This window comes from Gaetbulibacter aquiaggeris (assembly GCF_044003965.1).
Lineage (GTDB): Bacteria > Bacteroidota > Bacteroidia > Flavobacteriales > Flavobacteriaceae > Yeosuana > Yeosuana aquiaggeris.
On sequence record NZ_JBAWKC010000001.1, the window covers coordinates 711509 to 737324 of the forward strand.

Consider the following 25816-nt stretch of genomic DNA (forward strand, 5'->3'; position numbering starts at 1 on the left):
TGCATTGGTGTGATCTTTTTTAGATGCTTATCTGTCTGTCAATTTGCTGGTCCAATGAAATAAAAGTTTCTGTACGTGAAACACCTTCAATAGATTGAATTTCTTTATTTAGTAAATGCATTAAATGGGCATTATCTTTACAGAGTATCTTAATGAATACGCTCCAGTTTCCTGTGGTATAATGACACTCCAGAACCTCAGGTATTTTTTTCAATTGCTTTACGGCTTCAGGATTACTTATCGCTTTATCTAAATAAATACCAATAAATGCCATGGTTGTATAACCTAATATTTTTGGATTGATTATAAATTTTGATCCGGAAATCAAACCTGATTTTTCAAGCTTTCTAAGGCGCTGATGAATGGCCGCACCTGAAATGCCAACGCTACGGGCAATTTCAAGAATAGGTGTTCTGGCATCCTCCATAAGAGCTCTGAGGATCTTTTTGTCAATACCGTCTATTTCTAAGTTTTGATTTGTAATCTTCATGGCCCATATGGTTTAAAACAGAAGTATAAATGTAATAAATTGATTTTAATTCAAAAGTATAAGCCAGACTTTAGAATAAATATCGTCTCTTAAATCTGGCAAATTGAAAACAAAAAGGGGTCTATGAATAAAGCGTCTATTTAAATGCTTAAAGGATTATACCCTAAGTATGGAACTTCTTTTTCTTTGAAAGTAATACCAAAGTTGGTTAGCTCTTTTAAAATAGGCTCATAAACTTCTTTAGTGATAGGCATTTGAACGCCTGGTGTTTTAATTTTTCCATTCAAAATAGCAAGCGTCGCTATAGCAACCGGTAGGCCTACCGTTTTAGCCATAGCCGTATAGGTTTGATCTTCCCCTAGTGTGACCATGGTTGACTCTATTTGATGTTTTTTGCCATTGAGTTCGTAACCAAATTTATGGTACATGACAAGCATATCTTTATCATCTTCAGCAAGTGTCCAGCTATCCATTAATATTTTTTGGAGTATTTGAGCAGGCGTTGCTTTTTTAAGTTCCACCATTTTATTAGGATTGAAAATATCAAGTTCTAATAATTTATCCCAAACGATATCGTCCTGGTCAATTTTTAGTGCATGCCTAAATTTCAATTCTACCGAATCAGACGGACTGTAAGCCAAAAAGGCATTTACAAAATCTCTATAACTCATGTTTTCACTGTCGTCTATAACATAGCTATCATCGGTCATGCCAAGTGTAACAAACATATTCCAGGCTCTGCTAAAACCAACACGCCGCATGGTTCCACGATATAAGGTTTTTATAGCATCTAAACCATAAACACTTTGGTATTTTAAAGAGTCCCGATTGGCATAAACTTCAAATCTTCCGAATCCGTCAATTTCTAAAAATTCTGTTCTTCTAAATAATCTATGGTAAGGGATGTACTTAAAAGTGCCTTCCTGCAAAAATTTTGCAGCACCTCCTTGTCCTGCAACCACAACGTTTCTCGGGTTCCAGGTAAATTTATAATTCCAAAGATTATTGTCACTTTCAGGAGCAACTAATCCGCCGGTAAACGATTCAAATAGAATCATTTTTCCACCTTTAGCCCTAATGCGGTCAATCACTTGCATGGCGCTCATATGGTCAATTCCAGGATCAACGCCAATTTCATTCATAAAAATGAGTCCTTTAGCTATAGCCTCTTGGTTTAAAGCTTCCATTTCAGGGCTTATATAGGATGCGGTAACCATGTTTTTTCCATACAAAATACAATCCTTAGCAACATCAATATGAAAACGTGCTGGTAACATTGAAATAATAATATCGGCATCCTTTATGGCTTCCTTTCGTGAATTGGCGTCAAAAACATCTAATAAAACGGCTTTTGCATTTCTATGGTTTTTAATTAGATGGTTTGCATGGTTAATATTGATATCTCCAATAGTTATAAACAGCTTTTCAGTCTCTGATTTATCTAGTAGATATTTTATTAAATAGGAAGTTGATTTTCCTGAACCAATAACCAAAATCTTTCGCATAATGAATTTTGTTGAGTAATTTTGTGATGACTAATGTACTAAATACAAAAGGTTTTATAAACCCAAATCAGTGATAAATATGAACAAAACAATATTAATTTCAGGAGCTTTATTAGGTATGACAGGGATTGTTTTAGGAGCTTTTGCAGCCCATGGTTTAAAAGAATTAATTGCTCCGGAATCTGTTCAAACTTTTGAAACCGGTGTGAGATATCAAATGTATCATGCACTCTTTCTGCTTTTTATAGGAAGTACAACGTATGTTTCAATTAAAGTAAAAAAACAAATATTCTATTTGGTCATGATTGGGTTGTTATTATTTTCTGGGTCTATTTATGGTTTGGCGACTAATTTATTAACAAATTTTGATTTTAAATCAATTGCATTTGTGACGCCAATAGGGGGTTTATGCCTCATCATCTCCTGGATTTTATTATTTGTGAATTTCATAAAAATAAAGGTTGAGAATTAAATATTATTTGTGATTACATTAAAATATTGTTTTAATTTTGCTGAATAATCATTTTTATCAAAAAATATGACGAAGCAGGGCCAAATTACGAAAACGATTGAGTTGGAAAATTACGGGATAAAAAACGCCAAAGTAAAGTATCAACTTTCAGCTAAAGAATTACATGATATTGCTATTGAAAAAGGCCAGGGTGTTGAAGCGTCTTCTGGAGCCTTAGCAGTTCATACAGGAGAATTTACAGGACGTTCACCACAAGACCGTTTTATTGTTCAAGATGATATCACCAATAATAAAGTTTGGTGGGGAAATATTAATATTCCATTTGCTCCGGATAAATTTGAAAAATTATATAACAAAGTAGTTGACTATCTTTCAAACAAGGAACTTTTTGTTAGAGATTGTTATGCTTGTGCAGACGATAATTATAAACTTAATATTAGAGTAATTAATGAATATCCTTGGAGTAATCAATTTGCTTATAATATGTTTCTGCGGCCAACAGCAGAAGAGTTAAATGGGTTTGATCCGGAATGGCTAGTTGTAAATGCCCCTGGCTTTATGGCAGATCCTGCTGAAGACGGAACACGTCAGCATAATTTTGCGATTTTAGATTTCACTAGAAAAATTGCGCTTATAGGAGGAACTGGGTATACCGGAGAAATTAAAAAAGGTATTTTTTCAGCATTAAATTTTATATTACCTGTTTTCAAAAACACTTTGCCTATGCATTGCAGTGCTAATGTTGGTAAAGATGGTGATACCGCTATTTTCTTTGGCCTTTCTGGAACAGGAAAAACAACACTTTCAACCGATCCAAATAGAAGTTTGATAGGTGATGATGAGCATGGGTGGACAAAGGAAAATGCTATTTTCAATTTTGAAGGAGGTTGTTATGCTAAAGTCATTAATCTTTCTGCTGAAAATGAACCTGAAATATTTGAAGCAATAAGGGCAGGAGCCATTTTAGAGAATGTTGTTTTAGATAAAAATGGGCATGTAGCTTTTGAAGATGCCTCTATTACACAAAATACTAGAGTAAGTTATCCTTTAAATCATATAGAGAATATTCAAGTGCCTTCTATTGGTAAAAATCCCAAAAACATTTTCTTCTTAACAGCAGATGCTTTTGGAGTTTTACCTCCAATATCTAAATTAACACCGAGTCAGGCTGCCTATCACTTTATCTCTGGATATACGGCAAAAGTTGCTGGTACAGAAGCAGGTGTAATAGAGCCTCAACCTTCCTTTTCAGCTTGTTTTGGGGCGCCTTTTATGCCATTACATCCAGCTAAATATGCTGAAATGTTAAGCAAAAAAATGAAAGAAGCAGGTGTTAATGTTTGGTTGGTAAATACTGGATGGACTGGAGGTCCTTATGGAGTTGGTACCAGAATGAAATTAAAATATACGCGAGCTATGATTAATGCCGTTTTGAATGGTGATTTAGGTTTGTACACGTACGATAATTATCATATTCATTCTGTGTTTGGAGTAGCTCAACCAAGAGAATGTCCGGGGGTTCCTACAAGTGTTTTAAGTCCGAGAGCCACTTGGAACAATGATGAAGCGTATTATAAAACAGCATTTAAATTAACAAATGCCTTTAGAGAAAACTTTAAGAAATATGAAGCTTTTGCCAGTGAAGAAATACGTCGAGGCGGTCCCCAACGATACGCCTTTTAAGAATAAAAAAAAGAGCGACTTATTTGAGTCGCTCTTTTAATTTTATATAAGTTCAGTTATTTTGCTTTATTAACTTTATCTATATACTTTTCTAAAGCCATAGTCATTGAAGGGGTTTCTTTGGTAGGTGCTGCAATATCAACCCGTAACCCTTTTTCTTCAACGGCTTTAATAGTGGTATCTCCAAACACTGCTATGCGCGTATTATTTTGCTTAAAATCTGGAAAATTATGGAATAATGAATCTATACCGGATGGGCTGAAAAATACAAGCACATCATAGTATACATCGGCCAAATCTGAAAGATCACTAATCACTGTTTTATAAAATGTAGCTAGTTTCCAGTTAACTCCTAAAGCGTTCATAGTCTCTGAAACTTCTGATTTTACCTTATCTGTATTTGGTAACAGAAATTTTTCGTCCTTGTATTTTTTAATTAAAGGAGAAAGCTCTGAAAATGAACGTTTCCCAACATAAATTTTTCGTTTTCTGTAAACAACGTATTTTTGCAAATAAAAAGCAACTGCTTCTGACTGGCAAAAATATTTCATAGTATCAGGCACCTTAAAGCGCATTTCTTCTGCAACTCTAAAATAATGATCAACAGAATTTCTACTGGTTAAAATAATAGCTGTGTAGTTATTTAAATCAACTTTTTGTAGCCTAATATCTTTAGCTGATACACCTTCAACATGAATAAAGGGTCTGAAGTCAATTTTCACCTTTTGTTTCTCTTGAAGATCAAAATAAGGAGAATTTTCTATTTTAGGTTCTGGCTGTGATACTAGAATTGTTTTCACTTTCATAGGGCACAAATAATTAGGTCTTTAATTATGAAATAAACACCTTATATATTATAATATATGGAGCAATTTCAAGTGCGCAAAGATACAAAATAAAATAAAATAAGTTTTGTTTTATTAAACTTTGATTTGTTTTAATTGTAGTAATTAAGCCTAAAACGTTTATAATTAAAAGAATTATTATAAGAATGTATATAATAGTCAGGTTTGGTTTAAAACTGTAGATTAGAAATAAATTTATTGGAAACAATAAGAGACCTAAAAAATTCTTATAACTTATTTTTTGAAAAAGATATTCATCAATTAATTTATCTATTTCAAAAAGGCTCCCAATCAATCGCTCTAAAAGAACTTTTATCAGAACAAAAATCCCGATTCCCATGATTAACTTAAATAAATCATCATTTGATGGGTTTAATACGGCATTATCATAATGAAAGCATATATAACTAAAAATGGCTACAGATAGGATTAAATTCACAAATAATAGGGCGTCAAATCTATCGAAGAATTTTTGCTCTCTAAGATAAATTTTAAGGTATTTTGAGCTTCCTATAACCGAAACAAAATCATTGAATCGTTTGGGATAAAACGCTTTTGCTAGGGTTATAAATAATAAACTTACAACTATAAGAACAGTAAATAATTCATATGTAGGCACGTTTCGTAGCATGCCATAAAATTATTATAAATTATAATATCTGCTTCTAATTATTAGTATTATTTAAAAAAAAGTATCTTCTAAATAATGTACATTTGCTGAAAATTATTTGCTTTTAATGTTTTTATGGGATATTTAAGATAAAAAGATTAAAACATACGCAGGATTTTCATGAAAAATGCTTTAGTAATAATACCAACATATAATGAAATTGAAAATATAGAAGCAATTATTAGAGCTGTATTTTCTGAGTCAGATTTAATTCATATTCTTATAGTTGATGATAATTCTCCTGATTTAACAGCCTTAAGGGTTAAAGAACTCCAAGATGAGTTTCAGGACAGGTTATTTTTAGAAGTAAGAAAACTAAAGTCCGGACTCGGAACGGCCTATATTCATGGCTTTAAATGGGCTTTGAATAAAGGGTATGACTATATTTTTGAAATGGATGCTGATTTTTCTCATGACCCAAAAGACCTGATTAAATTATATGAATGTTGTGATAAAGGAACGGCTGATGTTGCCATTGGTTCGAGATATATTACGGGGGTTAATGTAGTTAATTGGCCCATGAATCGTGTGTTAATATCTTATATAGCCTCCATATATGTTCGAATTATTACGGGCATGAAAATTCATGATACAACAGCAGGATTTGTTTGTTACAAAAGGCACGTTTTAGAAACTTTAGATTTAAATAAAATTAAATTTATTGGTTATGCGTTTCAAATTGAAATGAAATTTAAAGCTTATATAAAGAATTTTAATATTGTTGAAGTTCCAGTTATTTTTACTGACAGAACAAAAGGCGAATCGAAATTAAGTTCTGGCATAATTTCTGAAGCTATATTTGGAGTTATTTCAATGAAAATTAAGAGCATTTTTAAAAAGTAGAAGGAACCATGAAGTTAAAAACAATACTCATTAAGAACGCAAATATTGTCAATGAAGGCGCAATATTTAGTGGAGATATATTAATAGAGGGAGAATTTATAAAGGAAATAAGTGAATCAATTAGTGCAAAATCATCAGATGTGCATGTGATTCATGCAGAAGGTAAATACCTTTTGCCAGGGGTTATTGATGATCAGGTGCATTTTAGAGAGCCGGGATTAACCCATAAAGGCACAATAGAAACGGAATCTAAGGCTGCTATTTCAGGAGGAATTACTTCTTTTATTGAAATGCCTAATACGAATCCACAGACTACTACCATTGAAAAATTAGAAGAGAAATTTAAAATAGCTTCAAAAGCATCTTATGCCAATTATTCTTTTATGTTTGGAGGAACTAATGATAATTTAGATGAAATTTTAAAAGTTGATGTAACTCAAGTAGCTGGGTTAAAATTATTTTTGGGATCTTCTACAGGGAATATGTTGGTTGATGATCCAAAAGTATTAGAGAATATTTTTAAAAACACTAATTTGTTGATTTCTGTTCATTGTGAAGATGAAACAACTATTAAAGCGAATCTTGAAACGTATATTTCAGAGTATGGTGAAGATATTCCAATAAAGTATCATCCCGCAATACGCAGTGCAGAAGCCTGCTATTTATCTTCCTCTAAAGCTATTGAACTAGCAAAAAAAACAGGGGCTAGATTACATGTGTTTCATTTGTCAACAGGAAAAGAAACAGAATTATTCAGCAATACACCATTAAAGGATAAGAAAATCACATCTGAAGTGTGCATCCATCATTTATGGTTTACTGATGAAGATTATGATAAAAAAGGCACTTTAATTAAATGGAACCCTGCTATTAAATCAAAAAAAGATAAAGATCAACTTTGGGAAGCATTGCTTGATGACCGGATTGATGTTATAGCTACAGACCATGCACCACATACTTTAGAAGAAAAGAAAAATGTGTATACTAAAGCACCTTCTGGTGGGCCATTAGTGCAACACGCTTTACCTGCCATGTTAGAAATGTACCATAGAGGTAAAATTTCAATAGAAAAAGTGGTTGAAAAAATGTGTCACAATCCAGCGATATTATTCCAAATTGAAAAAAGAGGATTTATTAAGGAGGGTTATTTTGCTGATTTGGTCTTAGTAGATTTAAATAATCCATTTACTGTAAAAAAAGAAAATATTTTATATAAATGTGGTTGGTCACCATTTGAAGGAACTACTTTTAAATCTAGAATTACGCACACTTTTATTAATGGTAATTTGGCCTTTGAAAATTCTAAATTCCATAATGATAAATTTGCAAAACGATTAACTTTTAACAGATAATGCTGAAACGAATTTCAATCTATTTCTTTCCAATATTTTTAATGCTGTCTTGTTATTCATTTCAGAAACCTGAGAAGCCAAAGCATTTAATTTCAAAAAAGGACATGGTTAACATTATTCTTGATTTAAGGTTGTTGGCCTCAGCTAATGGATCCAATCAAAAAGTACTGCAGGAAAAGGGCGTCTATTCTGAAGAATATGTGTTTAAGAAATATAAAATTGACAGTTTGACTTTTGCCTTAAGTAATAATTATTATGCTTATTATGTTGAAGATTACGATGACATTTATACTAAGGTTAAAGATAGTTTAGAGCTATTGAAAGAGAATTTGGATGCATTGGTTATTCAAGAAGAAGACGAAAAAAGAAAAACAGATTCTATTAATAATCTTAGGAAAAGAGATTCTTTAGACTTACTAAAAAACAAAGATTCCATAAGAATATTCAAAAATGAAGATTCACTTTTAAATATAAAACGAAAAAATAAAATAAAATCAAAACTTATTGAGCCTGTTTCAGATAAAGCTGCCCAATCTCAATAATACTCTGGTTTACCTTCTTAAATTCAAAGTCCATATAAGTTTTTATTTTAGTATTATCATATGATTTATCAGTTGATAAAGACGTGACTAATTGTCTGGTTAACTGACGACGTTTGCCTCTCAATTTATGGTCTAGCCAGTCCAATCTCCAGGCAATTTGAAGTAATAAGGGAGAGGCCATTTTTTCAGGAGGAGAGGTGTTGACTGATCTGGCCATGTTTTGTAAAAAATCTTTATACTTCCAGTTTTCTGCTATTAGAATAAAACGTTCATTTTTAATACTACTTTTAGTTAGTGAAATCATAGCAGACACTACATCCTGTACATCTACCAAGCCAATAGAGCCTGAAGTGTAATATTTAATACCTCTATGGGCTTTTTTAAATAAACCCGCACTTCCATAACGCCAAATGCCGGCACCTAGAATGACCCCAGGATTTACAATGACTACATTGAGGCCTTCTTGAGATGCTCGCCAAACCTCCATTTCTGCCCCATATTTTGTAATGGCATAGACACTGTTGTTGGCTTCAGGATTCCATTCAGTCTCTTCAGTGATGGTGATCTCTTTAGAAGGAATTCCAATAGTAGCTATAGAACTCACATAGCATAATTTTTTTATGTCATTTGAAATACAAAAGTTAACTATGTTGGCTGTTCCTTCAATATTGGTTCTTCTTAAGAGTTGATATTTGTCAGGTTCAAATGAAACAAATGCTGCGCAATGATACACATAAGTGACGCCATTAAAGGCGTCAGATAAAGTTGAAATATCAATAATATCAGCCTGAACCCATTCAATAGATTCATAAAGCGACATGTAATTATCTGTATAACAAGAGAACACATTTTTTACGTTTTCTAATTTGCGCTCACTTCTATAAAGGGCCCTCACTTTTTCGCCATTACTTGTCAATTTGTAAAGTAAATGTGAGCCAAGTAAACCTGTACTTCCTGTAACTAAAATCATATCTCTAATGTAAAGAAATATTCATTAAACATGAGTAATTATGCATTGATTTTTATCTTTGCCCTAGTTTACGAAAAATATAATGAAATGATAAAGAATTTTGTAGAAGAATTGACTTGGAGAGGTATGATACATACTGTAATGCCGGGTGCAGAAGAACATTTATTGGAGGGCATGCGCAGTGCTTATGTGGGTTTTGACCCAACGGCTGATTCTTTACATATTGGAAATTTGGTGCCTATCATGTTATTAGCGCATTACCAACGCTGTGGGCATCGCCCTGTCGCTTTAGTTGGTGGTGCTACGGGTATGATTGGTGATCCTTCAGGAAAATCCAATGAGCGCAATTTATTAGATGAAAAGACTTTACGACATAATCAGGAAGCTATAAAGAAACAGCTGGCACACTTTTTAGATTTTGAAAGTAATGCAGAAAACGCCGCTATTTTAGTTAATAATTATGACTGGATGAAGAATTTTTCATTTCTTGAATTCATTAGAGATGTGGGTAAACATATTACCGTAAACTATATGATGGCTAAAGATTCCGTGAAAAACAGAATTTCTTCAGATGCTTCAGAAGGTATGAGTTTTACTGAGTTTACGTATCAATTAGTTCAAGGCTATGATTTTTTGCATTTATATAATGATAAGAATTGTACCATTCAAATGGGTGGTAGTGACCAGTGGGGAAATATTACTACTGGAACAGAATTAATCAGAAGGATAGGTAATGGCAAAGGATATGCAATAACCTGCCCATTAATTACTAAGTCTGATGGTTCTAAGTTTGGAAAATCTGAAGGCGGAAATGTTTGGTTAGATGCCAACAGAACTTCACCTTATAAATTCTACCAGTACTGGTTAAATTCCAGTGATGAAGATGCTGAAAGGTATATTAAAATATTTACGTTTTTAAGCGAATCAGAGATAAATGCTTTAATTGCAGAGCATCAGGAAGCGCCTCATATGCGTGTATTACAAAAGCGATTGGCTGAAGAAATTACTACCATGGTACATTCAAAAGAGGATTTGGAAAATGCCATAAAAGCCAGCAATATTTTGTTTGGAAATTCAACAAGCGATGACTTGAAAAAGCTTAGTGAGCAAACGTTTTTGGATGTTTTTGATGGGGTGCCACAAGCCGAAGTATCAATGGCTGATATTGAAAACGGATTGGATATCATTGGTGCGTTAGCAGAACAAACGGGATTTTTAAAATCAAACGGTGAAGCCAGAAGAGCATTAAAAGAAAACTCCATTTCTGTAAATAAGGAAAAGGTTGGTGAAGATTTTAAAATCGCTACGACAGATTTGATTAACAACAAATTTGTATTACTTCAAAGAGGTAAGAAAAATTACTTTGTATTATGTGTTAAATAAAAAAGCCTGACAGGGAATATCAGGCTTTAAAAACTAACCAACCAGCTTATAAAAAATTTCTTTTTCATAGCTGGTTTTTTGTCGATAAATTATAGAAACCTTACAACAAAAAATGTTTTTTTTGGATTTAATAGGTCGTCATTACGAGGAGCAAAGCGACGAAGTAATTTGTTTAATTGGAGTTCACATGTTGAGATTGCTTCGTTTCATTCGCAATGAGGATAATAATAAAATTATAGGACCATTAAATTACAACCGCGAATATCTGAATGGTCAAATCGTCCAATCACTTCAAAAGAACCATTATTATAAACGCGACCCAGATCTTGTGTCGCAATAAATGAGCATGAGTTGATGTTAGCTAAATCAATAACATTGATTCCACCTGTTTTTCCAATAGGTTGAATACTCAAAGCATCTTCAGTATCACGGGTTAAAATGCGCATCCAGCTTGGGCAATTAAAAACACCATGCCCTTTAGAATAGGCCTGACTCAATAATTCAGTCATGCCATATTCACTATGGATGGTGTCAACCCCAAACCCTTGTTTTAATTGTTTATGAAGTGCTTCACGTATCAGTTCCTTACGTCGCCCTTTCATACCGCCTGTTTCCATAATTATGGTCTGTTTTAAGTTGAATTGGTAGGTTTCAACCAAATCTAAAAGCGCAAATGACACACCAATGAGCAAAACTTTTTTCCCTAAAGAATCCAAATGAATTAAGGTGTCTTTTAATTCAGTTAAATTGTTGAGGTAAAAACCACTTTCAGGGTGGTTAGACTGCTTTATAAAAGCATCAACCATATAAACCAATGAAGAACCTTCACGTTCTAAATATGAAGGGAGCAAGGCCAAAACCACATGATCTTCAATGGGCCCATAAAAACCTTCAAATCCTTTTCTAAAACTGGTTTCATAAATATTTAAATCTGTAATAAAATGATTGCTGGTTGCACTTCCTGTAGTGCCGGAACTGGTAAAGGTCCTTTGAATAGGCTCATTCGAACTTAAAACGGGATGTGATTTAAAAAATTGAATGGGTAAAAAGGGGATCTCTTTAATGGATTTCACATCACTGGGATGCATATAAAGCAAATCACAAAACGAACGGTAGACTTGGTTATTTTCAAACTGATAGTTAAAAACCTCCAATGCGATAGTGCTGAACTCCTGTTCAGATTGAATATTAAAAATGGCATTGATATCTATCATTAAAAAATGGTCAGTTCGAGTGAAAATTGTGATACAATTTTTGTATCGAGAACATAACACAAAAGTACTAAAATAAAAAAGCGTTGCCAGTAGCAACGCTTTTAAAATTTATTAAAGTATAATGCTTATTGAATCACTAATTTTTTAGTGATACTGGCATTATCCTGAGATACTTTCATAATATAAATACCTGAGGTTAAACCAGAAACATCAAGGGTGTTATTACGAACTGTTTTATTAAGGACTTGCTTACCTAAAATATCAAAAACAGCAACATCCATTCTGGCACTATTTTTACTAGAAATATTTATATAACCTAAATTGGTTGGGTTAGGGTAAAATTTAAAATTATTAGCTTCAAAAGTGTCATTCGATAAAATATCAACACTGAAATCATTTGCATTTCTTGCCGTTAGGTAATAAAGGCTACCAGACCTCTCGTTAACTATACCAACTATATCAGTTGCTGTTATTGGGACTGTGGCAGAAATGTAATCAACATCGTAAAATGTAGTTCTAAAGTTGAAATTATCAGAACTTTGTGTCATGGCGTATTCAGTGCCATTAAGAAATGTCGTATTTACTGAATTGTCAATGGTTACTGATATTACCTGAACCAATTCTGATTCATATTGCTCGGCGTTTGCTGTTAAATCAGCAAGTGTAACGGTTTGAGGAGTAATAGTATTGCCTGTTGAAGAAGGAGCCCCATAATCTGCACTAGGTATTAGCTGTTTCATACCACTAAACTCTGATACTTGGCCACGAATGTTCGTAATACCATCATTAATATCATAAATCGAACTGATTCTTCCATTATTATCATCTATTAAAATTCCACCTGTAGCATCCTGAATAAATTTTTGACCTCTAAATGATTGTTGGAAAGTTAATAAGGCTTCATTAGTAAGTCTGTAATAGCCGTCATCAGTTACTGCTCTCAATTCAGCTACACTTGAAACATCAGTATAACCCAAAGCATTAATGTTCAAAGTATATTCAGCTACTACATTACTTGTAGTGTAACTGATTAATTGAGCAACAAAATAATAACTGTTATTTGATTCTAATGGAATGAACGGATCTGGTGTAAAGTCATAAAGTGGCCCACCCTCATCATGTGCGGTTGAAGTGGTTGTATTTATTACTGTCCAAACAATGTAGCCATCTCCACCATTTCCTTGTGTGTCAACATTAAAATTTGTAACAACAAATTCCAAGGATCCACTGAGTTCTTCTGGACTTAAATCAATTGTTGAGCCACTTGATGGACCTTCAAAAATAGCTATGGTTGGGTCAGTATTTAGAATTGTTGAATAAGTTCCAATTGGGAAGGGTTGCGTAGAAGCAGAATTTGTCGTTCCATCTAAGTTCACAGTACCGCTAAAGGACCAATTACTTATCTCAAAATTATTACCGTCTGGACCGGTTGCATCATTTCGATAGGCCCAACCATCGACATAATCCCATGCTGTTCCTGTGCCAGCAAAATTAATATCGCCGAATACATCAATAACTTGATTGCTCTCAAACAATTCGATAGCATCATCACCATTAATAAACATTGCTCCGGATTCATAAACTGTAATGGAATTTTCAAAAAATGCATTAAAATCAGTTCCTTGCCCTGATCCAACAATGTAAATATAATCTCCTTGATTCGCTGCGACTGCTGGAAAAGTAAACTCTTCGCCATCTGTACCTCCGCCATTATTTGCGCTTCCAACACCAAATGAACTCAAATCAGGAATATTTTGAAGAACATATAGTTCGATCCCTTTCGGTGTAGAATTATTTTGAACATCAAAAACACCCGTAATTACCATAGAATTTGTAGGCGGTAACAACACCGTTACTGTAACATCATATATAACTGCTGGGTCTAGTGGAGAGCCATCATAGTTCAGTAATTCTGCAACGAAAGAATAAGTATGCTCAGGAGTGAGAGGGCCAAAAAGTGTTGGTATTGTTATGTCAAATACATCTACATTATTAATAACAACTGCAGTATCGTCATCTGTTACAGTAAATGAAATATAACCATCACCGCCGTTGGCCTGTGTATCCACATTAAAATTGATTGGAGACCAAATAATATCTCCACTAGCTTCAAGTGAAGGAAGTTCAATACTGGACCCATTTGCCGGACCATCAACTATGGTTAGTGTTGGAACAGGAGTGCCACCAAAGGTTTGCCCAGAATTTATTGTTCCAGGTGTTGCTGTTGCTTCAGTTGCCCAAGAAAAGTTTGTATATGTTGAACCTGTTCCAGTTAATTGTAAAGATGAACCTTCAACAGTACCAGCTTCTGAAACAACAATATCTGTAGAAGTTACTCCAGAGGCTACACCATTTGTTGCCGTGAAGGAGCCTTCATAACTTATAAATTGAATTAAAGACCCACTATTATCTAGTGCAATTCCGTCTGGAGCACCATTTTGAAGAGGTCCAATAGGAAACCAAATGGTGCCATAACCGGTTCCTCCTTCATCCGGAATTATTCCGGATAATGAAGTTATTGGAGTGTATGTTGCTCCTCCATTTCCATTATATGGGGTAATGGTATAACCGGTTAAATCAGTACCTGCCGGCCCAGCAATTTCAACACCTTCATTGAGGTCACTACCAGTATTATCGTAATGAATTTCATTAATAAATACAGTCTGCCCAAAAGAAAGGCCAGAAATTAAAATACTAAAAATTAAAATGTAAAGTTTTTTCATAATAATAAAGGATTAAATAGTCCTTTAAATTAATTAAAACTAAGTCATTAAAGAAAAAAACAATCTAAGAGGTTGTTTTTAATCGATGAAATACATCGGATTATTTTATAACCAATTTTCTGGTTTCACTAATATTATTTTCAGTGATTTTTAAGATATAAACACCAGTGCTTAGTTGTTCTACATTTAATTCTTGACCGTATAAATCTGTGGCATAAATTTGCTTTCCTAAAACATTGAAGATTGCTACTTTTTTAGAAAGATTCTTATGAGTAGTAATGTAAACAAATAGCCTGCCATTACTAACGGGGTTCGGATATATTGAAAGACCTTCAATATGTTCTTGCTGAGGCATATTTTCTGAGATTGATTGAGAGTACCCATTAAAAGCACTCAAAAACAAAAACATAAAAATAAATAAGACTATGTAGTTTTTTTTCATAGTAGGTCGTTATGTTTAGTAAAATTAATAAATTACTTCAAAAGTTGTACCAAAGTATTGTTAAAAGTTTCTGTTATACATCGAATGGTAAAAACATGGTTAACTGTATGTTACCTTAAGGTTAATTATATTATTTTTAAGGGTATGCTTTGTTATTAATTTTATCTTTACTCATGGAAATAATTTTCTAAGCATATTTTAAATATGACATACTCAAAACCCATCATTAGAATATTAACCAAAATTATAATTTGGGCATTGCATCTGACTTCCAAAAAAATAAGCACTAACAGATGAATAATAAAGACATTAAAATTTTATTGGTTGATGATGAACCAGATATTTTGGAAATTGTTGGCTATAATCTCTCAAGCGAGGGATATCAGGTCTTAACCGCTGAAAATGGTATTGAAGCGGTCAAAAAAGCAAAAAAAGAACTGCCACATCTTATTATTCTTGATGTGATGATGCCGGAAATGGATGGTATTGAGGCCTGCGAAATTATTAGAAAAAATCCTGATTTAAAAGACACTCTTATTACCTTTTTAACGGCCAGAGGCGAAGATTATTCGCAATTAGCTGGGTTTGATGCAGGGGCAGATGATTATATCACAAAACCTATAAAACCAAAAGTATTGGTTAGTAAAGTGAAGGCGCTTTTAAGACGTTTTAAAGAGCAGGAAGTTGAAAACGAGAATGTGAAAATTGGTAATCTGGTTATTAACAGAGAAGAATATAAAATAATTTTAGACGGAGCAGAAATGGTGCTTCCTAGAAAAGAGTTTGAATTACTGTCTCTATTAGCTTCAAAACCTGGAAAAGTGTTTAAGCGCGAGGAGATTTTAGATAAAGTTTGGGGAAATGAAGTTATTGTTGGCGGAAGAACGATTGACGTGCACATTCGAAAATTACGCGAAAAAATAGGGGATGATAGTTTTAAAACAATAAAAGGCGTTGGCTATAAGTTTGTTGATTGATGCAGTTGAAATTTAAAAAAACATATAAGTTTGCTATTAAAACAGCATTGTATTTAACGTTTTTTATAACGCTCTTAATGGGTATTTTTTTATATGTTTTTTATACACTTAATTGGTGGTTATTTTTAGTATTTGCGGTTCTGACCTATGTTTTTTCTTTTATGGTCATTCAGTTTAGAGCGGAGCGTTTTATTTATAAACGGGTTAAAAAGATATATGACGATTTAACGCTTCTTGAGTCTACAAACTTGTCACGTAGCCCCATAACGACTGATATGGGAACACTCATTCAAGAAATTGATAAGTTTGCCAGAGACAAAAAACTGGAAATAGAAACTTTAAAGGTGCGTGAACAATATAGAAAAGAATTTTTCGGCAATGTTTCGCATGAGTTAAAAACGCCTTTGTTTACGGTACAGGGTTATATTTTAACCTTGCTTGATGGCGCCATGAATGATGAAAATATTCGCAAAAAATATCTGGAAAGAGCCAGTAAAGGCGTAGAAAGATTGGTTTACATTGTGAATGATCTCGACATGATTACCAAATTGGAAATTGGAGATTTAAGTTTAAATATAGAAAGTTTTGATATTGTAAAATTAGTAAAAAACGTATTTGAGATGTTTGAAATGCGTGCTAATGACAAAAGGATCACCTTAACTTTTGATATGGACTATCCAAAGCCTATTATGGTTAAAGCTGATAAGGAACGCATACAGCAAGTGCTAATAAATCTTATAATCAACTCCATTAAATACGGCAGAGAGAAAGGCACTACTGAAGTGAGTATTGAAAATCTTATAAAAAACAAGGTTATTGTTCGTGTTACTGATAATGGCATAGGTATTGGAAAAAATCATCTACCTCGTTTGTTCGAGCGCTTTTATAGAGTAGATAAAAGTGGTTCCAGAACTGAAGGGGGCTCTGGATTAGGGCTTTCTATAGTAAAACATATTATTGAAGCCCACCATGAAAAAATTTATGTTGAAAGTGAATATGGTGTTGGCAGTGAATTTTCATTCACGCTTGAAAAGGCTGAATAGAGTTTTATAATCAGTTTCATTTTTGAAGGCAATAAATCCGGAATAATTATCAAGATTCTTTAGTTTCTCTAAATCAAAATCTGACTGTTGACAATAGGGGGCAATTTTTAAATTGTTAAACCTTTTGGCTAAATATTGTTGTTCTCTTTGTCCCGGAGTTGGTATAAAAAACACTTTTTTCTCAAGCTTAGCTAAATCCATAATAGAAGTATAGCCGGAACGTGAAATAATGACCTTAGTGTTTTGAATCACTGCTTCTAATTCATTGCTGGTCATAAAGTTGTAAATAGTAATATGATTGTTTTGTGCTTTAGTTTGAATTGTTTCTACCAATCCTTTAACTAGTATTGCTTTTCCTTGAAACGATTTTAATTCTGAAAACATTTTTTGTTCTAAAAGACTACGCTGAGGTTCAGGGCCAGATAATAAAACCATGACATCATAGCATGCCTTTGATTTGGTTTTAGTAAATCGGCTTAAGGGGCCTAAATATATTAAATTGAATTTACCGGCCTTGATATGACCTAGTTTTCCACTTAAATTCGGATTATTTTCAAAATCAGGAATCCAACATTCTTGATGTTTTTTTATGATTTGTTGATGTATTTTTGAGGTTAACCAAGAAGTAAGATAACCACTAAAAACAGTTAATTGATGGGTGATATAAACGGATGGCACATTTATAGAATATACCCCAAAGCGGTTATCAGAAATGAGGCCTTCAATCTGATGTGTTTTAATAATGCTTTGAATTTGTTTATGTTCTTCCCGAATCACTTTTAGTAATTTGGGAATGGATTTAAAAAGTTGCCATTGCAATAAAAAACCATGTTTTGAATAGCTGATATTATAGGATGGAAGCTCTATACAAGTCAAGTTGGAAAATTCTTTTTTAAGCAAGTTTAAAGAGGCACCATCACATGCAATAATGGGTTCAAATTGTTCAGCCATTAAAGCCTTAATAATGGGAATGCATCTGGTGGCATGTCCCAATCCCCAATTTAACGGTACAACTAAGATTCGCTTTTTGGGTTTCATCAGTGGTATAAGATTGATTTAGAGGTCAGACGCATAGCCTTTATAAACATTTCGGTTGGTTTGTTGAATTTGTTAATAGGCATTTCATAAAAAACAAAGATAAAGCTAATTTGTTTCCTTAATTTTACCAAAATTTTTAAAAAGCGTGGGTAGTAAAAATAAACTTAAAAGATTTAGAGAAAACGAAACATTTAAAAACGTCTTTCAACCAACAAGAGATGACCTAGTTAACAATCAATTCCTAATAAAGGGAAGTTGGAATGAAGTATATTTTAAAAATGACAATCCTTTAATTTTAGAATTAGGTTGCGGCAAAGGAGAATATACGGTTGCTCTGGCAAAAAAATACCCTAATAAAAATTTTATTGGCGTCGATATTAAAGGCGCTCGTTTTTGGAGAGGCGCAAAGACTGCAGTTGAAGAAGAACTTAAAAATGTGGCGTTTTTAAGGACGCAAATTGAATTGATAGATTATGCTTTTTCTCAGAAGGAAGTAGATGAAATATGGATTACCTTTCCTGATCCGCAAATAAAATATAAGAGAACAAAACACCGTATGACCAATGCCTCCTTTTTAAAAAAATATAAAGCCATTTTAAAACCGGAAGGGGTGGTTAATTTAAAAACGGATAGTGAGTTTATGCATGGCTATACCCTAGGATTACTTCATGGCGAAGGGCATGAAGTACTGTATTCAAATCATAATGTATACAAACAAGAAGGAAGTCCGGAAGAAGTGACAAGTATTCAGACTTTTTATGAATCACAATATTTAGAGCAAAACAAAGCAATTACGTATATTAGGTTTAAAATTAAATAATATTGAACATCACTTTTATCTTTTTTTTAGGTCTAATAGTCGCATTAATTGGGGTTGTGCCTCCGGGCTTATTAAATATGTCTGCTGCAAAGATTAGCCTAAAAGAGGGACATGTTAGAGGCATTATGTTTTCCATAGGCGTTTGTGTCATCGTTTTTATGCAAACCTATCTAGCTTCTATTTTTGCGAGATATTTGTCCAATCATGTTGAGGTTATTGAAATTTTGCAGCGGGTCGCTTTCGTTATTTTTGTATTAATTACTATTTATTATTTGTTTATTGCAAAAAAACAAGCCAAACCTCAAATAGTACCTCAAATAAGAAGTAAGCACAGTCGCTTTTTTCAAGGGATGTTTTTGTCCAGTTTAAACGTTTTTCCGATACCTTATCAGGCATATATGACCATTACTTTAGCGTCTTTTGGCTGGCTTGATTTTAATATGACCAGTATTATTAGTTATGTTGCCGGGGCCGGTATGGGCACTTTTGTCATGCTTTATTTTTATATTTTCTTTTTTGATAAAATAAAAAATAAGTCTATTTCATCACAAAAGAGCATGAATTATCTTATAGGAGGTATAACTGGGGTCATATCAATAATTACCTTGATAAATATTATCAAAGAATTATAAAAGATGAAGGCGGAGTCATTAAATTTCTTTAATCAGGTTTATGAAGTTGCAAAATTAATTCCTTATGGAAGGGTGACCAGTTATGGGGCAATTGCTAATTATCTTGGTGCTTCAAGAAGTGCACGAATGGTTGGTTATGCTATGAACGCCTCTCACAACATGGAACATATTCCGGCACATAGAGTGGTTAACCGAAAGGGGCTTTTAACAGGAAAACATCATTTTGAGGGTACCAACTTAATGCAACAGCTTTTAGAAAGCGAAGGCATAAAAGTTATAGAGAATCAAATTCAAGATTTTGAGGCTATTTTCTGGAACCCGTCTAAGGAATTATAAATTAAAATCATGGCTTTAAGAAGCGCTTTTTTTGTGTTTTTTATGGATATGATTTAAATCAGTTTATATAATAGCTAAAGCATATATCTTTATAAATCATTTCAATAAATCTGCTTTAAAATATTAACTTTTCAGTGTATATTTGTACTTTAGAATAAATCTAAATTACTTCAAATAAATTAGGTTTATGGCAATGATTTGAAATTCAAATTAAACAATAACAAATGAAACATTCATGACTAAGAATTTAGTTGAACAAAGAAAGGATGGTATGAATGTAACATGTGACAGAAAACAAAAAATAAATTTAAACACATGAAATTAAGCAAACAAGATATCCTTAAAGCTCTCGAAACAATTTCTGTTCCCGGAGAAGGAGGAAATATGGTTGAAACTGGAGCTGTAAAAAACGTCATGACTTTTGGCGATGAAGTCATTGTAGATATTACAATTACAAATCCTAGTTTACAGGCAAAAAAACGCACTGAGGTCGATATTTTAAAGACCATTCATGAGCAGGTTTATGAAAAGGCAAAAATAACGGTTAATGTAAAAGTAGATGCACCAGCAACTCCAAAAGTGAATGTCATTAAAGGTAATGCCATACCAGGCATTCAAAACATTATTGCAGTCGCTTCGGGAAAAGGAGGTGTTGGGAAGTCAACTGTTACAGCAAACCTGGCCGTATCCTTACAAAAAATGGGATTTAAGGTGGGGATATTAGATGCAGATATTTATGGACCGTCTATTCCTATTATGTTTGATGTTGAAAAGGAACGTCCTTTAGCTGTTGATATTAATGGTAAATCTAAAATGAGACCTATAGAAAGCTACGGAGTTAAAGTGCTTTCCATAGGATTCTTTACCCAACCAGATCAGGCAGTAGTATGGCGTGGCCCTATGGCAGCTAAAGCATTAAATCAAATGATATTTGATGCGCATTGGGGAGAAATAGATTTCTTGTTGATTGACTTGCCTCCAGGAACTGGTGATATTCATTTAAGTATTATGCAATCGCTTCCTATTACAGGGGCCGTTATTGTTAGTACCCCTCAAGTAGTAGCTTTAGCAGATGCTAAAAAAGGAGTTGCCATGTTTCAACAAGAAAGTATCAATGTGCCAGTTTTAGGTATTATTGAGAACATGGCCTATTTTACACCTAATGAATTACCAAATTATAAATACTATATTTTTGGAAAAGATGGTGCAAAAAATCTTGCAGATGATTTAGGTGTTAAATTTTTAGGAGCCATCCCTTTAGTACAAAGTATTCGTGAGTCTGGTGATGTAGGCAGTCCTGCTGCGTTGCAAATAGACACGCCGTTATCTGAGGCGTTTAAATCTATTACTCAAAATGTGGTTCAGGAAGTTGTTAATAGAAATGAGGCCTTGCCGCCAACAGAAGCTATAAAAATTACCACCATGGCAGGATGTGCTGCCCCTAAAAAGTAATCCATGAACACTGAAGAATTAAGAGAAAATATTGAAAAGGCATTAGATGAGATTCGTCCATTTTTGCAAAGTGATGGAGGCGATATTTCTCTAATTTCAATAGAAGATGATAAACATGTAAAGGTTCAATTAAAAGGAGCCTGTGTGGGTTGCAGTGTGAATCAAATGACCTTAAAATCTGGTGTTGAAATGACTATAAAAAAGTATGCACCTCAAATTGAAACGGTAGTAAACGTTTTGTAAATAGAGATTTAAAATATAAAATAAAAAAAGAGCGGTCCTATAATAGAACAACTCTTTTTTTATTGATAAAACTTGAGGTGTTTAAATGATTTTTTCTTTTCTAAGAAAGGTATCTAAGTTATCAGCCGCATCAAAACAGTTGGTAACTACTGGTATTTCGGTACAATATCTAGAATTGATATCGTGAGCTTTACATTGAAAATCTGACAAATCAACCTTTTCAAAATTCTTATTAATTACCAGACATTGATTGTAAAGACTATCTATTGTGTTACAGTCTTCAACATCTACACCATTTTTTAAAAGATAACCTTTTAAATAACTTTCAATAGCATGCTGCGAATTCTTGCAAACTAAATAAGAAACTATATCTTCTTCCGGTCTGAATAACTCTTTTTTAGCTTCATTTAGTTTTTCTTGGGCAGTTGCAAAATGATCTTTGGATTTTGTTCCCATGATGAATGAATTTAAAGTTTATTATTGTAAAAAGTTAATTCTAAATGCCAATGTAATTTGACATTTAGAATATAACTTTAAGGTATTCATTTTAAACCTTTAGATTCTTTAGAATTACATATCTCTATATATCTCTAAACGTTCCCATTGTGAATTAACTTCTTCCTGCGCTTGATCAAGTAATTGCTTACCTAATACTGCATCGTCTTTCACTACTCTTGTAAATCGAGTTTCATTATACATGAAGTCACTTAACGGAATTGTTGGTTTTTTAGAATCTAATCTAAATTTTTTCCCTTTTGGTTGTTGTGGGTCAAATCTAAATAATGGCCAGTAACCAGATTCAACAGCTTTCTCTTGTTGTTCAGCACCATGTTTTAAATCATAACCATGTTCACCACAATGAGAATAAGCAATAATTACCGATGGTCCCGGATAAGCAGCCGCTTCTTCAATAGCTTTTAAAGTTTGTAAATCTTTAGCTCCTATAGCGATTTGCGCTACATAAACATTTTGATAGGATACCGCTTGTAAAGCTAAATTTTTCTTACTGGTTCGTTTTCCAGAAACTGAGAATTTAGCACTTGCGCCTAATGGTGTGGCTTTAGAGGTTTGACCTCCTGTATTTGAATAGACTTCGGTATCTAAAATCATAATATTGATATCTTCACCAGAAGCTAATACGTGATCTACACCACCATAACCTATATCATATGCCCAACCGTCGCCACCTAATATCCAAACCGCTTTTTTACGTAAATATTCGGTCAGGTTGCTCAGTTTAATAGCGTCATCATTGTTGTCAAGAACTTTTAAAGTTTGCTTGAGTTCTTCAATATCTGCTATTTTTTTAGATTTTTCTGTTTCAGTACTTTCTGGATTAGACAAGATAGCGTCTACTATTTCGCTTCCAACTAAAAACTCTAAAGATTTTAATAGATCAACCGCTATTTCTTGTTTTTTGGTTAATGCTAATCGCATACCTAAACCAAACTCAGCATTATCTTCAAACAGTGAATTAGCCCAAGCTGGTCCTCTTCCAAATGCATTGGTTTTGTATGGTGTGGTTGGTAAATTTCCTCCATAAATTGAAGAACAACCAGTAGCGTTCGCTATTAATATACTGTCTCCATATAATTGTGTTAACAATTTAATATATGGTGTTTCACCACAACCAGAGCAAGCACCGGAGAATTCAAATAAAGGTTCTAAGAATTGAGAGCCTTTTACATTGGTAATTTGAAGTTCGTTTCTGTCATAATAAGGCAGGTTTACAAAGTAATCCCAGTTATTAACTTCATCTGTTTTGTTATCAAGTATTTTCCTCATGTTGATAGATTTAAAATCATCTATCTCTTTACTTACCGCAGGACAAACAGCAACACAAAGGTCGCATCCAGTACAATCTTCTGGGGATACTTGTAACACATAAGATTCTGTCGCAGTGTCAAATGGTCTTCCTTTTGCAGGAACATGTTTCAATGATGACGGAGCACCTACCAACATATCATTATTAACTACTTTTGACCTAATAGCGGCATGAGGACAAATTGCCACACACTTATTACATTGTGTACATAAGTCAGCATCATCCCAAATAGGAATAAAATCTGCAATACCACGTTTTTCATATTGTGTGGTTCCTGTAGGGAATGTGCCATCTACTGGGAAGGCACTTACAGGAAGTTCATCTCCAGCACCAGCTAATATTTTTTCTAAAACTTCTTTTACAAATCCGTCAGGGGCATTTGTCATAGCTGATAATAACGGTTTTTCACTACTTGACTCTTTTGGATATTCTACTTTCTCTAAATTTTCAAGAGATTTATCCACCGCATTAAAGTTCATTTTTACCACTTTTTCTCCTTTATGAGAATAAGATTTTACAATGGCATCTTTAATTTTTTGAATAGCTTCATCTTTAGGTAAAATTCCGGAAATAGCAAAGAAACAAGTTTGTAAAACAGTGTTAGCACGTTTACCTAGATTGGCTTCTTGAGCCACTCTACTTGCATCTATGATATAGAATTCAGCCTCTTTTTCAATAATCTCTTTTTGAAGTTTTTTAGGTAATTGATCCCAAATTTCTTCTTTAGAGAAAGGTGAATTCAATAAAAATGTCCCGCCTAATTTTAGGTCAGTTAACATATTATATTTTTCAATAAAATTAAATTGATGGCTCGCAATGAAATCTGCTTTTTCTATTAAATATGTTGAGTGTATTGGATCTGGACCAAAACGCAAGTGAGAAATAGTTTGTGCACCTGCTTTTTTAGAGTCATAAACAAAATATCCCTGAACATAATTATCAGTTGTATCACCAATAATTTTAATGGAGTTTTTGTTAGCTCCAACAGTACCATCTGAACCTAAACCATAAAACATACAGTTGATAGTTGTGCGCTTAATAGTAAAGTAATCATCAATTTCTAAGTTAGTATGAGTGACATCGTCATAAATACCAACGGTAAAATGATTTTTAGGTTTTGCTTTTAATAATTCGTCATACACACCTTTAACCATTTTAGGGTTAAATTCTTTAGATGATAATCCGTAACGACCACCAACTACTGTTGGCATGGCTCTATCACTTTCGGAGATGGCTGAAATTACGTCTAAATATAATGGTTCACCAATACTTCCTGGTTCTTTAGTTCTATCTAAAACAGCTATTTTCTTAACAGTTTCAGGAATAGCATGTATGAAATTTTCAATGGAGAATGGTCTATATAATCTAACTAAAAGAGCACCTACTTTTTCACCTCTTTCAATTAATTCATTAACCGTTTCTTTCACGGCACCTTCACCAGAGCCCATTATAATGATGATGCGCTCTGCTTCAGGATGTCCTATATAGTCAAATAAATTATATCTACGACCTGTATGTGTGTAAAACTCATCCATTGTGGTTTGAACAATCCCAGGAACGTTGGCATAAAATGTATTTGCGGCTTCACGTGCTTGGAAAAATACATCAGGGTTTTGAGAAGTTCCTCTTATCACTGGATGGTCTGGATCTAATGAACGTTTTTTGTGATCCATGATCTTATCTTCTGGCATCATGGCTTTAATAATACTATCAGGAATAGCATCAATTTTAGAAATTTCATGAGACGTTCTGAAACCATCAAAAATGTTTAAAAATGGCACTCTTGATTTTAAGGTTGCCACTTGCGAAATCAATGCAAAATCCTGTGCTTCTTGTACAGAGCTACCAAATAACATGGAGTAGCCTGTTTGTCTTGTAGCCATGACATCTGAATGATCTCCAAAAATTGATAAAGCGTGGGTTGCAATGGTTCTTGCAGCTACATGAATAACATTGGGTAATAGTTCTCCTGCTATTTTGTACATGTTTGGAATCATAAGGAGTAACCCTTGTGATGCTGTAAATGTAGTAGTTAATGCTCCCGCTTGTAATGAACCATGAACAGCTCCTGCGGCGCCGCCTTCACTTTGCATTTCAACAATTCTAGGAATATTGTTCCAAATATTTTTTTGTTCTTTTGAGCTATAAACATCTACATGTTCACCCATAGGAGACGCAGGTGTTATTGGATAAATAGCACAAACCTCGTTTGTTTTATGTGCTACTCTTGCTACAGCTTCATTGGCGTCACATATGAGCTTTTCAAATCCTTTTTCCATAATACTTATAATTTGTTATTGTAAAATATATTAAATA

The 25816-nt window shown here is 33.4% G+C and carries 24 protein-coding genes; 13 read left to right on the forward strand and 11 right to left on the reverse strand.

What is annotated here, in order from left to right:
* Positions 1-19 precede the first annotated feature (19 nt).
* Together V8G56_RS02920 and V8G56_RS02925 are read right to left on the reverse strand one after the other, a co-directional pair.
* Positions 20-490 (reverse strand): Lrp/AsnC ligand binding domain-containing protein, encoded by a 471-nt coding sequence (locus tag V8G56_RS02920; protein ID WP_395436963.1) that lies wholly within the window; start codon positions 488-490, stop codon positions 20-22.
* A gap of 140 nt (positions 491-630) precedes the next feature.
* The gene (locus V8G56_RS02925) at positions 631-1995 is read right to left on the reverse strand and encodes a saccharopine dehydrogenase family protein (protein WP_395436964.1); all 1365 of its coding nucleotides are present in this window, start codon (positions 1993-1995) and stop codon (positions 631-633) included.
* A gap of 79 nt (positions 1996-2074) precedes the next feature.
* On the opposite strand from V8G56_RS02925, the gene V8G56_RS02930 reads away from it, so the two are divergent.
* Both V8G56_RS02930 and pckA read left to right on the forward strand, forming a co-directional pair.
* Complete coding sequence (locus V8G56_RS02930; protein WP_395436965.1) at positions 2075-2467, forward strand: DUF423 domain-containing protein; 393 nt, start codon at positions 2075-2077, stop codon at positions 2465-2467.
* A gap of 66 nt (positions 2468-2533) precedes the next feature.
* Positions 2534-4150, forward strand: a complete 1617-nt coding sequence (gene pckA, locus V8G56_RS02935) for a phosphoenolpyruvate carboxykinase (ATP) (RefSeq protein WP_395436966.1) — start codon at positions 2534-2536, stop codon at positions 4148-4150.
* Between the two features lie 56 nt (positions 4151-4206).
* On the opposite strand, the gene V8G56_RS02940 is transcribed toward pckA, so the two are convergent.
* Positions 4207-4956 (reverse strand): uroporphyrinogen-III synthase, encoded by a 750-nt coding sequence (locus V8G56_RS02940; RefSeq protein WP_331630756.1) that lies wholly within the window; start codon positions 4954-4956, stop codon positions 4207-4209.
* A 25-nt stretch (positions 4957-4981) separates the two neighbouring features.
* Entirely contained in the window at positions 4982-5626 is a 645-nt protein-coding gene (locus tag V8G56_RS02945) for a DUF4271 domain-containing protein (protein ID WP_395436967.1), read from the reverse strand.
* 159 nt (positions 5627-5785) lie between these two features.
* Between V8G56_RS02945 and V8G56_RS02950 the strand changes: the two genes are divergently transcribed.
* Genes V8G56_RS02950 through V8G56_RS02960 form a run of 3 tightly spaced genes read left to right on the forward strand, consistent with a single transcriptional unit; the run spans position 5786 to position 8402 of the window.
* Positions 5786-6508 carry a polyprenol monophosphomannose synthase gene (locus V8G56_RS02950; protein ID WP_395436968.1) on the forward strand — a complete coding sequence of 241 codons (723 nt, stop codon included), beginning with the start codon at positions 5786-5788 and terminating at the stop codon, positions 6506-6508.
* Between the two features lie 8 nt (positions 6509-6516).
* Positions 6517-7860, forward strand: coding sequence for a dihydroorotase (locus tag V8G56_RS02955; protein ID WP_395436969.1), 1344 nt, complete (start codon positions 6517-6519; stop codon positions 7858-7860).
* On the forward strand, positions 7860-8402 hold the full coding sequence (locus V8G56_RS02960) for a DUF4296 domain-containing protein (RefSeq protein WP_395436970.1): 543 nt from the start codon (positions 7860-7862) through the stop codon (positions 8400-8402). Before V8G56_RS02955 ends, V8G56_RS02960 begins: the two co-directional genes overlap by 1 nt.
* Here the strand turns inward: V8G56_RS02960 and V8G56_RS02965 are convergent.
* Positions 8362-9372: an NAD-dependent epimerase/dehydratase family protein gene (locus V8G56_RS02965; protein ID WP_395436971.1), complete on the reverse strand. Its 1011-nt coding sequence runs from the start codon at positions 9370-9372 to the stop codon at positions 8362-8364. The genes V8G56_RS02960 and V8G56_RS02965 overlap by 41 nt on opposite strands.
* Positions 9373-9459: 87 nt before the next feature.
* Here V8G56_RS02965 and tyrS point away from each other — a divergent pair, with 87 nt between their 5' ends.
* Positions 9460-10755, forward strand: coding sequence for a tyrosine--tRNA ligase (gene tyrS / locus V8G56_RS02970; protein ID WP_395436972.1), 1296 nt, complete (start codon positions 9460-9462; stop codon positions 10753-10755).
* Between the two features lie 233 nt (positions 10756-10988).
* Here tyrS and V8G56_RS02975 read toward each other — a convergent pair whose 3' ends face one another.
* The 3 genes from V8G56_RS02975 to V8G56_RS02985 all read right to left on the reverse strand — a co-directional run bounded on the left by V8G56_RS02975 (position 10989) and on the right by V8G56_RS02985 (position 15134).
* The gene (locus V8G56_RS02975; protein WP_395436973.1) at positions 10989-11969 is read right to left on the reverse strand and encodes a LuxE/PaaK family acyltransferase; all 981 of its coding nucleotides are present in this window, start codon (positions 11967-11969) and stop codon (positions 10989-10991) included.
* A gap of 125 nt (positions 11970-12094) precedes the next feature.
* Positions 12095-14692, reverse strand: a complete 2598-nt coding sequence (locus V8G56_RS02980) for a T9SS type A sorting domain-containing protein (RefSeq protein ID WP_395436974.1) — start codon at positions 14690-14692, stop codon at positions 12095-12097.
* Positions 14693-14792: 100 nt separating this feature from the next.
* Positions 14793-15134 (reverse strand): T9SS type A sorting domain-containing protein, encoded by a 342-nt coding sequence (locus tag V8G56_RS02985; RefSeq protein WP_395436975.1) that lies wholly within the window; start codon positions 15132-15134, stop codon positions 14793-14795.
* 293 nt (positions 15135-15427) lie between these two features.
* Here V8G56_RS02985 and V8G56_RS02990 point away from each other — a divergent pair, with 293 nt between their 5' ends.
* Positions 15428-16111, forward strand: coding sequence for a response regulator transcription factor (locus tag V8G56_RS02990; RefSeq protein WP_395436976.1), 684 nt, complete (start codon positions 15428-15430; stop codon positions 16109-16111).
* Positions 16111-17154, forward strand: coding sequence for a sensor histidine kinase (locus tag V8G56_RS02995; RefSeq protein ID WP_395436977.1), 1044 nt, complete (start codon positions 16111-16113; stop codon positions 17152-17154). Before V8G56_RS02990 ends, V8G56_RS02995 begins: the two co-directional genes overlap by 1 nt.
* On the opposite strand, the gene V8G56_RS03000 is transcribed toward V8G56_RS02995, so the two are convergent.
* Entirely contained in the window at positions 17128-18192 is a 1065-nt protein-coding gene (locus V8G56_RS03000; RefSeq protein ID WP_395436978.1) for a glycosyltransferase, read from the reverse strand. The two genes, V8G56_RS02995 and V8G56_RS03000, sit on opposite strands and share 27 nt — an antisense overlap.
* 145 nt (positions 18193-18337) lie before the next feature.
* Here V8G56_RS03000 and trmB point away from each other — a divergent pair, with 145 nt between their 5' ends.
* The 5 genes from trmB to V8G56_RS03025 all read left to right on the forward strand — a co-directional run bounded on the left by trmB (position 18338) and on the right by V8G56_RS03025 (position 21675).
* A complete protein-coding gene (trmB, locus tag V8G56_RS03005) occupies positions 18338-19012 on the forward strand; it encodes a tRNA (guanosine(46)-N7)-methyltransferase TrmB (RefSeq protein WP_395436979.1) in 675 nt (224 codons plus the stop codon).
* A gap of 2 nt (positions 19013-19014) precedes the next feature.
* Positions 19015-19644 carry a lysine transporter LysE gene (locus tag V8G56_RS03010; protein ID WP_395436980.1) on the forward strand — a complete coding sequence of 210 codons (630 nt, stop codon included), beginning with the start codon at positions 19015-19017 and terminating at the stop codon, positions 19642-19644.
* 3 nt (positions 19645-19647) lie between these two features.
* The gene (locus V8G56_RS03015; RefSeq protein ID WP_395436981.1) at positions 19648-19980 is read left to right on the forward strand and encodes an MGMT family protein; all 333 of its coding nucleotides are present in this window, start codon (positions 19648-19650) and stop codon (positions 19978-19980) included.
* Positions 19981-20295: 315 nt separating this feature from the next.
* Positions 20296-21432, forward strand: a complete 1137-nt coding sequence (locus tag V8G56_RS03020) for an Mrp/NBP35 family ATP-binding protein (RefSeq protein ID WP_395436982.1) — start codon at positions 20296-20298, stop codon at positions 21430-21432.
* Between the two features lie 3 nt (positions 21433-21435).
* Complete coding sequence (locus tag V8G56_RS03025; protein ID WP_331630725.1) at positions 21436-21675, forward strand: NifU family protein; 240 nt, start codon at positions 21436-21438, stop codon at positions 21673-21675.
* 81 nt (positions 21676-21756) lie between these two features.
* Here the strand turns inward: V8G56_RS03025 and V8G56_RS03030 are convergent, their stop codons facing one another.
* Positions 21757-22131 carry a HEPN domain-containing protein gene (locus V8G56_RS03030; RefSeq protein ID WP_395436983.1) on the reverse strand — a complete coding sequence of 125 codons (375 nt, stop codon included), beginning with the start codon at positions 22129-22131 and terminating at the stop codon, positions 21757-21759.
* Between the two features lie 114 nt (positions 22132-22245).
* Positions 22246-25779 carry a pyruvate:ferredoxin (flavodoxin) oxidoreductase gene (gene nifJ, locus V8G56_RS03035; RefSeq protein WP_395436984.1) on the reverse strand — a complete coding sequence of 1178 codons (3534 nt, stop codon included), beginning with the start codon at positions 25777-25779 and terminating at the stop codon, positions 22246-22248.
* Positions 25780-25816: the final 37 nt, after the last annotated feature.

Excerpts from the sequence above, each read along its gene's own strand:
- V8G56_RS02920 (WP_395436963.1), bottom strand. The coding sequence starts at position 490 with ATGAAGATTACAAATCAAAACTTAGAAATAGACGGTATTGACAAAAAG.
- V8G56_RS02925 (WP_395436964.1), bottom strand. The coding sequence starts at position 1,995 with ATGCGAAAGATTTTGGTTATTGGTTCAGGAAAATCAACTTCCTATTTA.
- V8G56_RS02930 (WP_395436965.1), top strand. The coding sequence starts at position 2,075 with ATGAACAAAACAATATTAATTTCAGGAGCTTTATTAGGTATGACAGGG.
- pckA (WP_395436966.1), top strand. The coding sequence starts at position 2,534 with ATGACGAAGCAGGGCCAAATTACGAAAACGATTGAGTTGGAAAATTAC.
- V8G56_RS02940 (WP_331630756.1), bottom strand. The coding sequence starts at position 4,956 with ATGAAAGTGAAAACAATTCTAGTATCACAGCCAGAACCTAAAATAGAA.
- V8G56_RS02945 (WP_395436967.1), bottom strand. The coding sequence starts at position 5,626 with ATGCTACGAAACGTGCCTACATATGAATTATTTACTGTTCTTATAGTT.
- V8G56_RS02950 (WP_395436968.1), top strand. The coding sequence starts at position 5,786 with ATGAAAAATGCTTTAGTAATAATACCAACATATAATGAAATTGAAAAT.
- V8G56_RS02955 (WP_395436969.1), top strand. The coding sequence starts at position 6,517 with ATGAAGTTAAAAACAATACTCATTAAGAACGCAAATATTGTCAATGAA.
- V8G56_RS02960 (WP_395436970.1), top strand. The coding sequence starts at position 7,860 with ATGCTGAAACGAATTTCAATCTATTTCTTTCCAATATTTTTAATGCTG.
- V8G56_RS02965 (WP_395436971.1), bottom strand. The coding sequence starts at position 9,372 with ATGATTTTAGTTACAGGAAGTACAGGTTTACTTGGCTCACATTTACTT.
- tyrS (WP_395436972.1), top strand. The coding sequence starts at position 9,460 with ATGATAAAGAATTTTGTAGAAGAATTGACTTGGAGAGGTATGATACAT.
- V8G56_RS02975 (WP_395436973.1), bottom strand. The coding sequence starts at position 11,969 with ATGATAGATATCAATGCCATTTTTAATATTCAATCTGAACAGGAGTTC.
- V8G56_RS02980 (WP_395436974.1), bottom strand. The coding sequence starts at position 14,692 with ATGAAAAAACTTTACATTTTAATTTTTAGTATTTTAATTTCTGGCCTT.
- V8G56_RS02985 (WP_395436975.1), bottom strand. The coding sequence starts at position 15,134 with ATGAAAAAAAACTACATAGTCTTATTTATTTTTATGTTTTTGTTTTTG.
- V8G56_RS02990 (WP_395436976.1), top strand. The coding sequence starts at position 15,428 with ATGAATAATAAAGACATTAAAATTTTATTGGTTGATGATGAACCAGAT.
- V8G56_RS02995 (WP_395436977.1), top strand. The coding sequence starts at position 16,111 with ATGCAGTTGAAATTTAAAAAAACATATAAGTTTGCTATTAAAACAGCA.
- V8G56_RS03000 (WP_395436978.1), bottom strand. The coding sequence starts at position 18,192 with ATGAAACCCAAAAAGCGAATCTTAGTTGTACCGTTAAATTGGGGATTG.
- V8G56_RS03015 (WP_395436981.1), top strand. The coding sequence starts at position 19,648 with ATGAAGGCGGAGTCATTAAATTTCTTTAATCAGGTTTATGAAGTTGCA.
- V8G56_RS03020 (WP_395436982.1), top strand. The coding sequence starts at position 20,296 with ATGAAATTAAGCAAACAAGATATCCTTAAAGCTCTCGAAACAATTTCT.
- V8G56_RS03025 (WP_331630725.1), top strand. The coding sequence starts at position 21,436 with ATGAACACTGAAGAATTAAGAGAAAATATTGAAAAGGCATTAGATGAG.
- V8G56_RS03030 (WP_395436983.1), bottom strand. The coding sequence starts at position 22,131 with ATGGGAACAAAATCCAAAGATCATTTTGCAACTGCCCAAGAAAAACTA.
- nifJ (WP_395436984.1), bottom strand. The coding sequence starts at position 25,779 with ATGGAAAAAGGATTTGAAAAGCTCATATGTGACGCCAATGAAGCTGTA.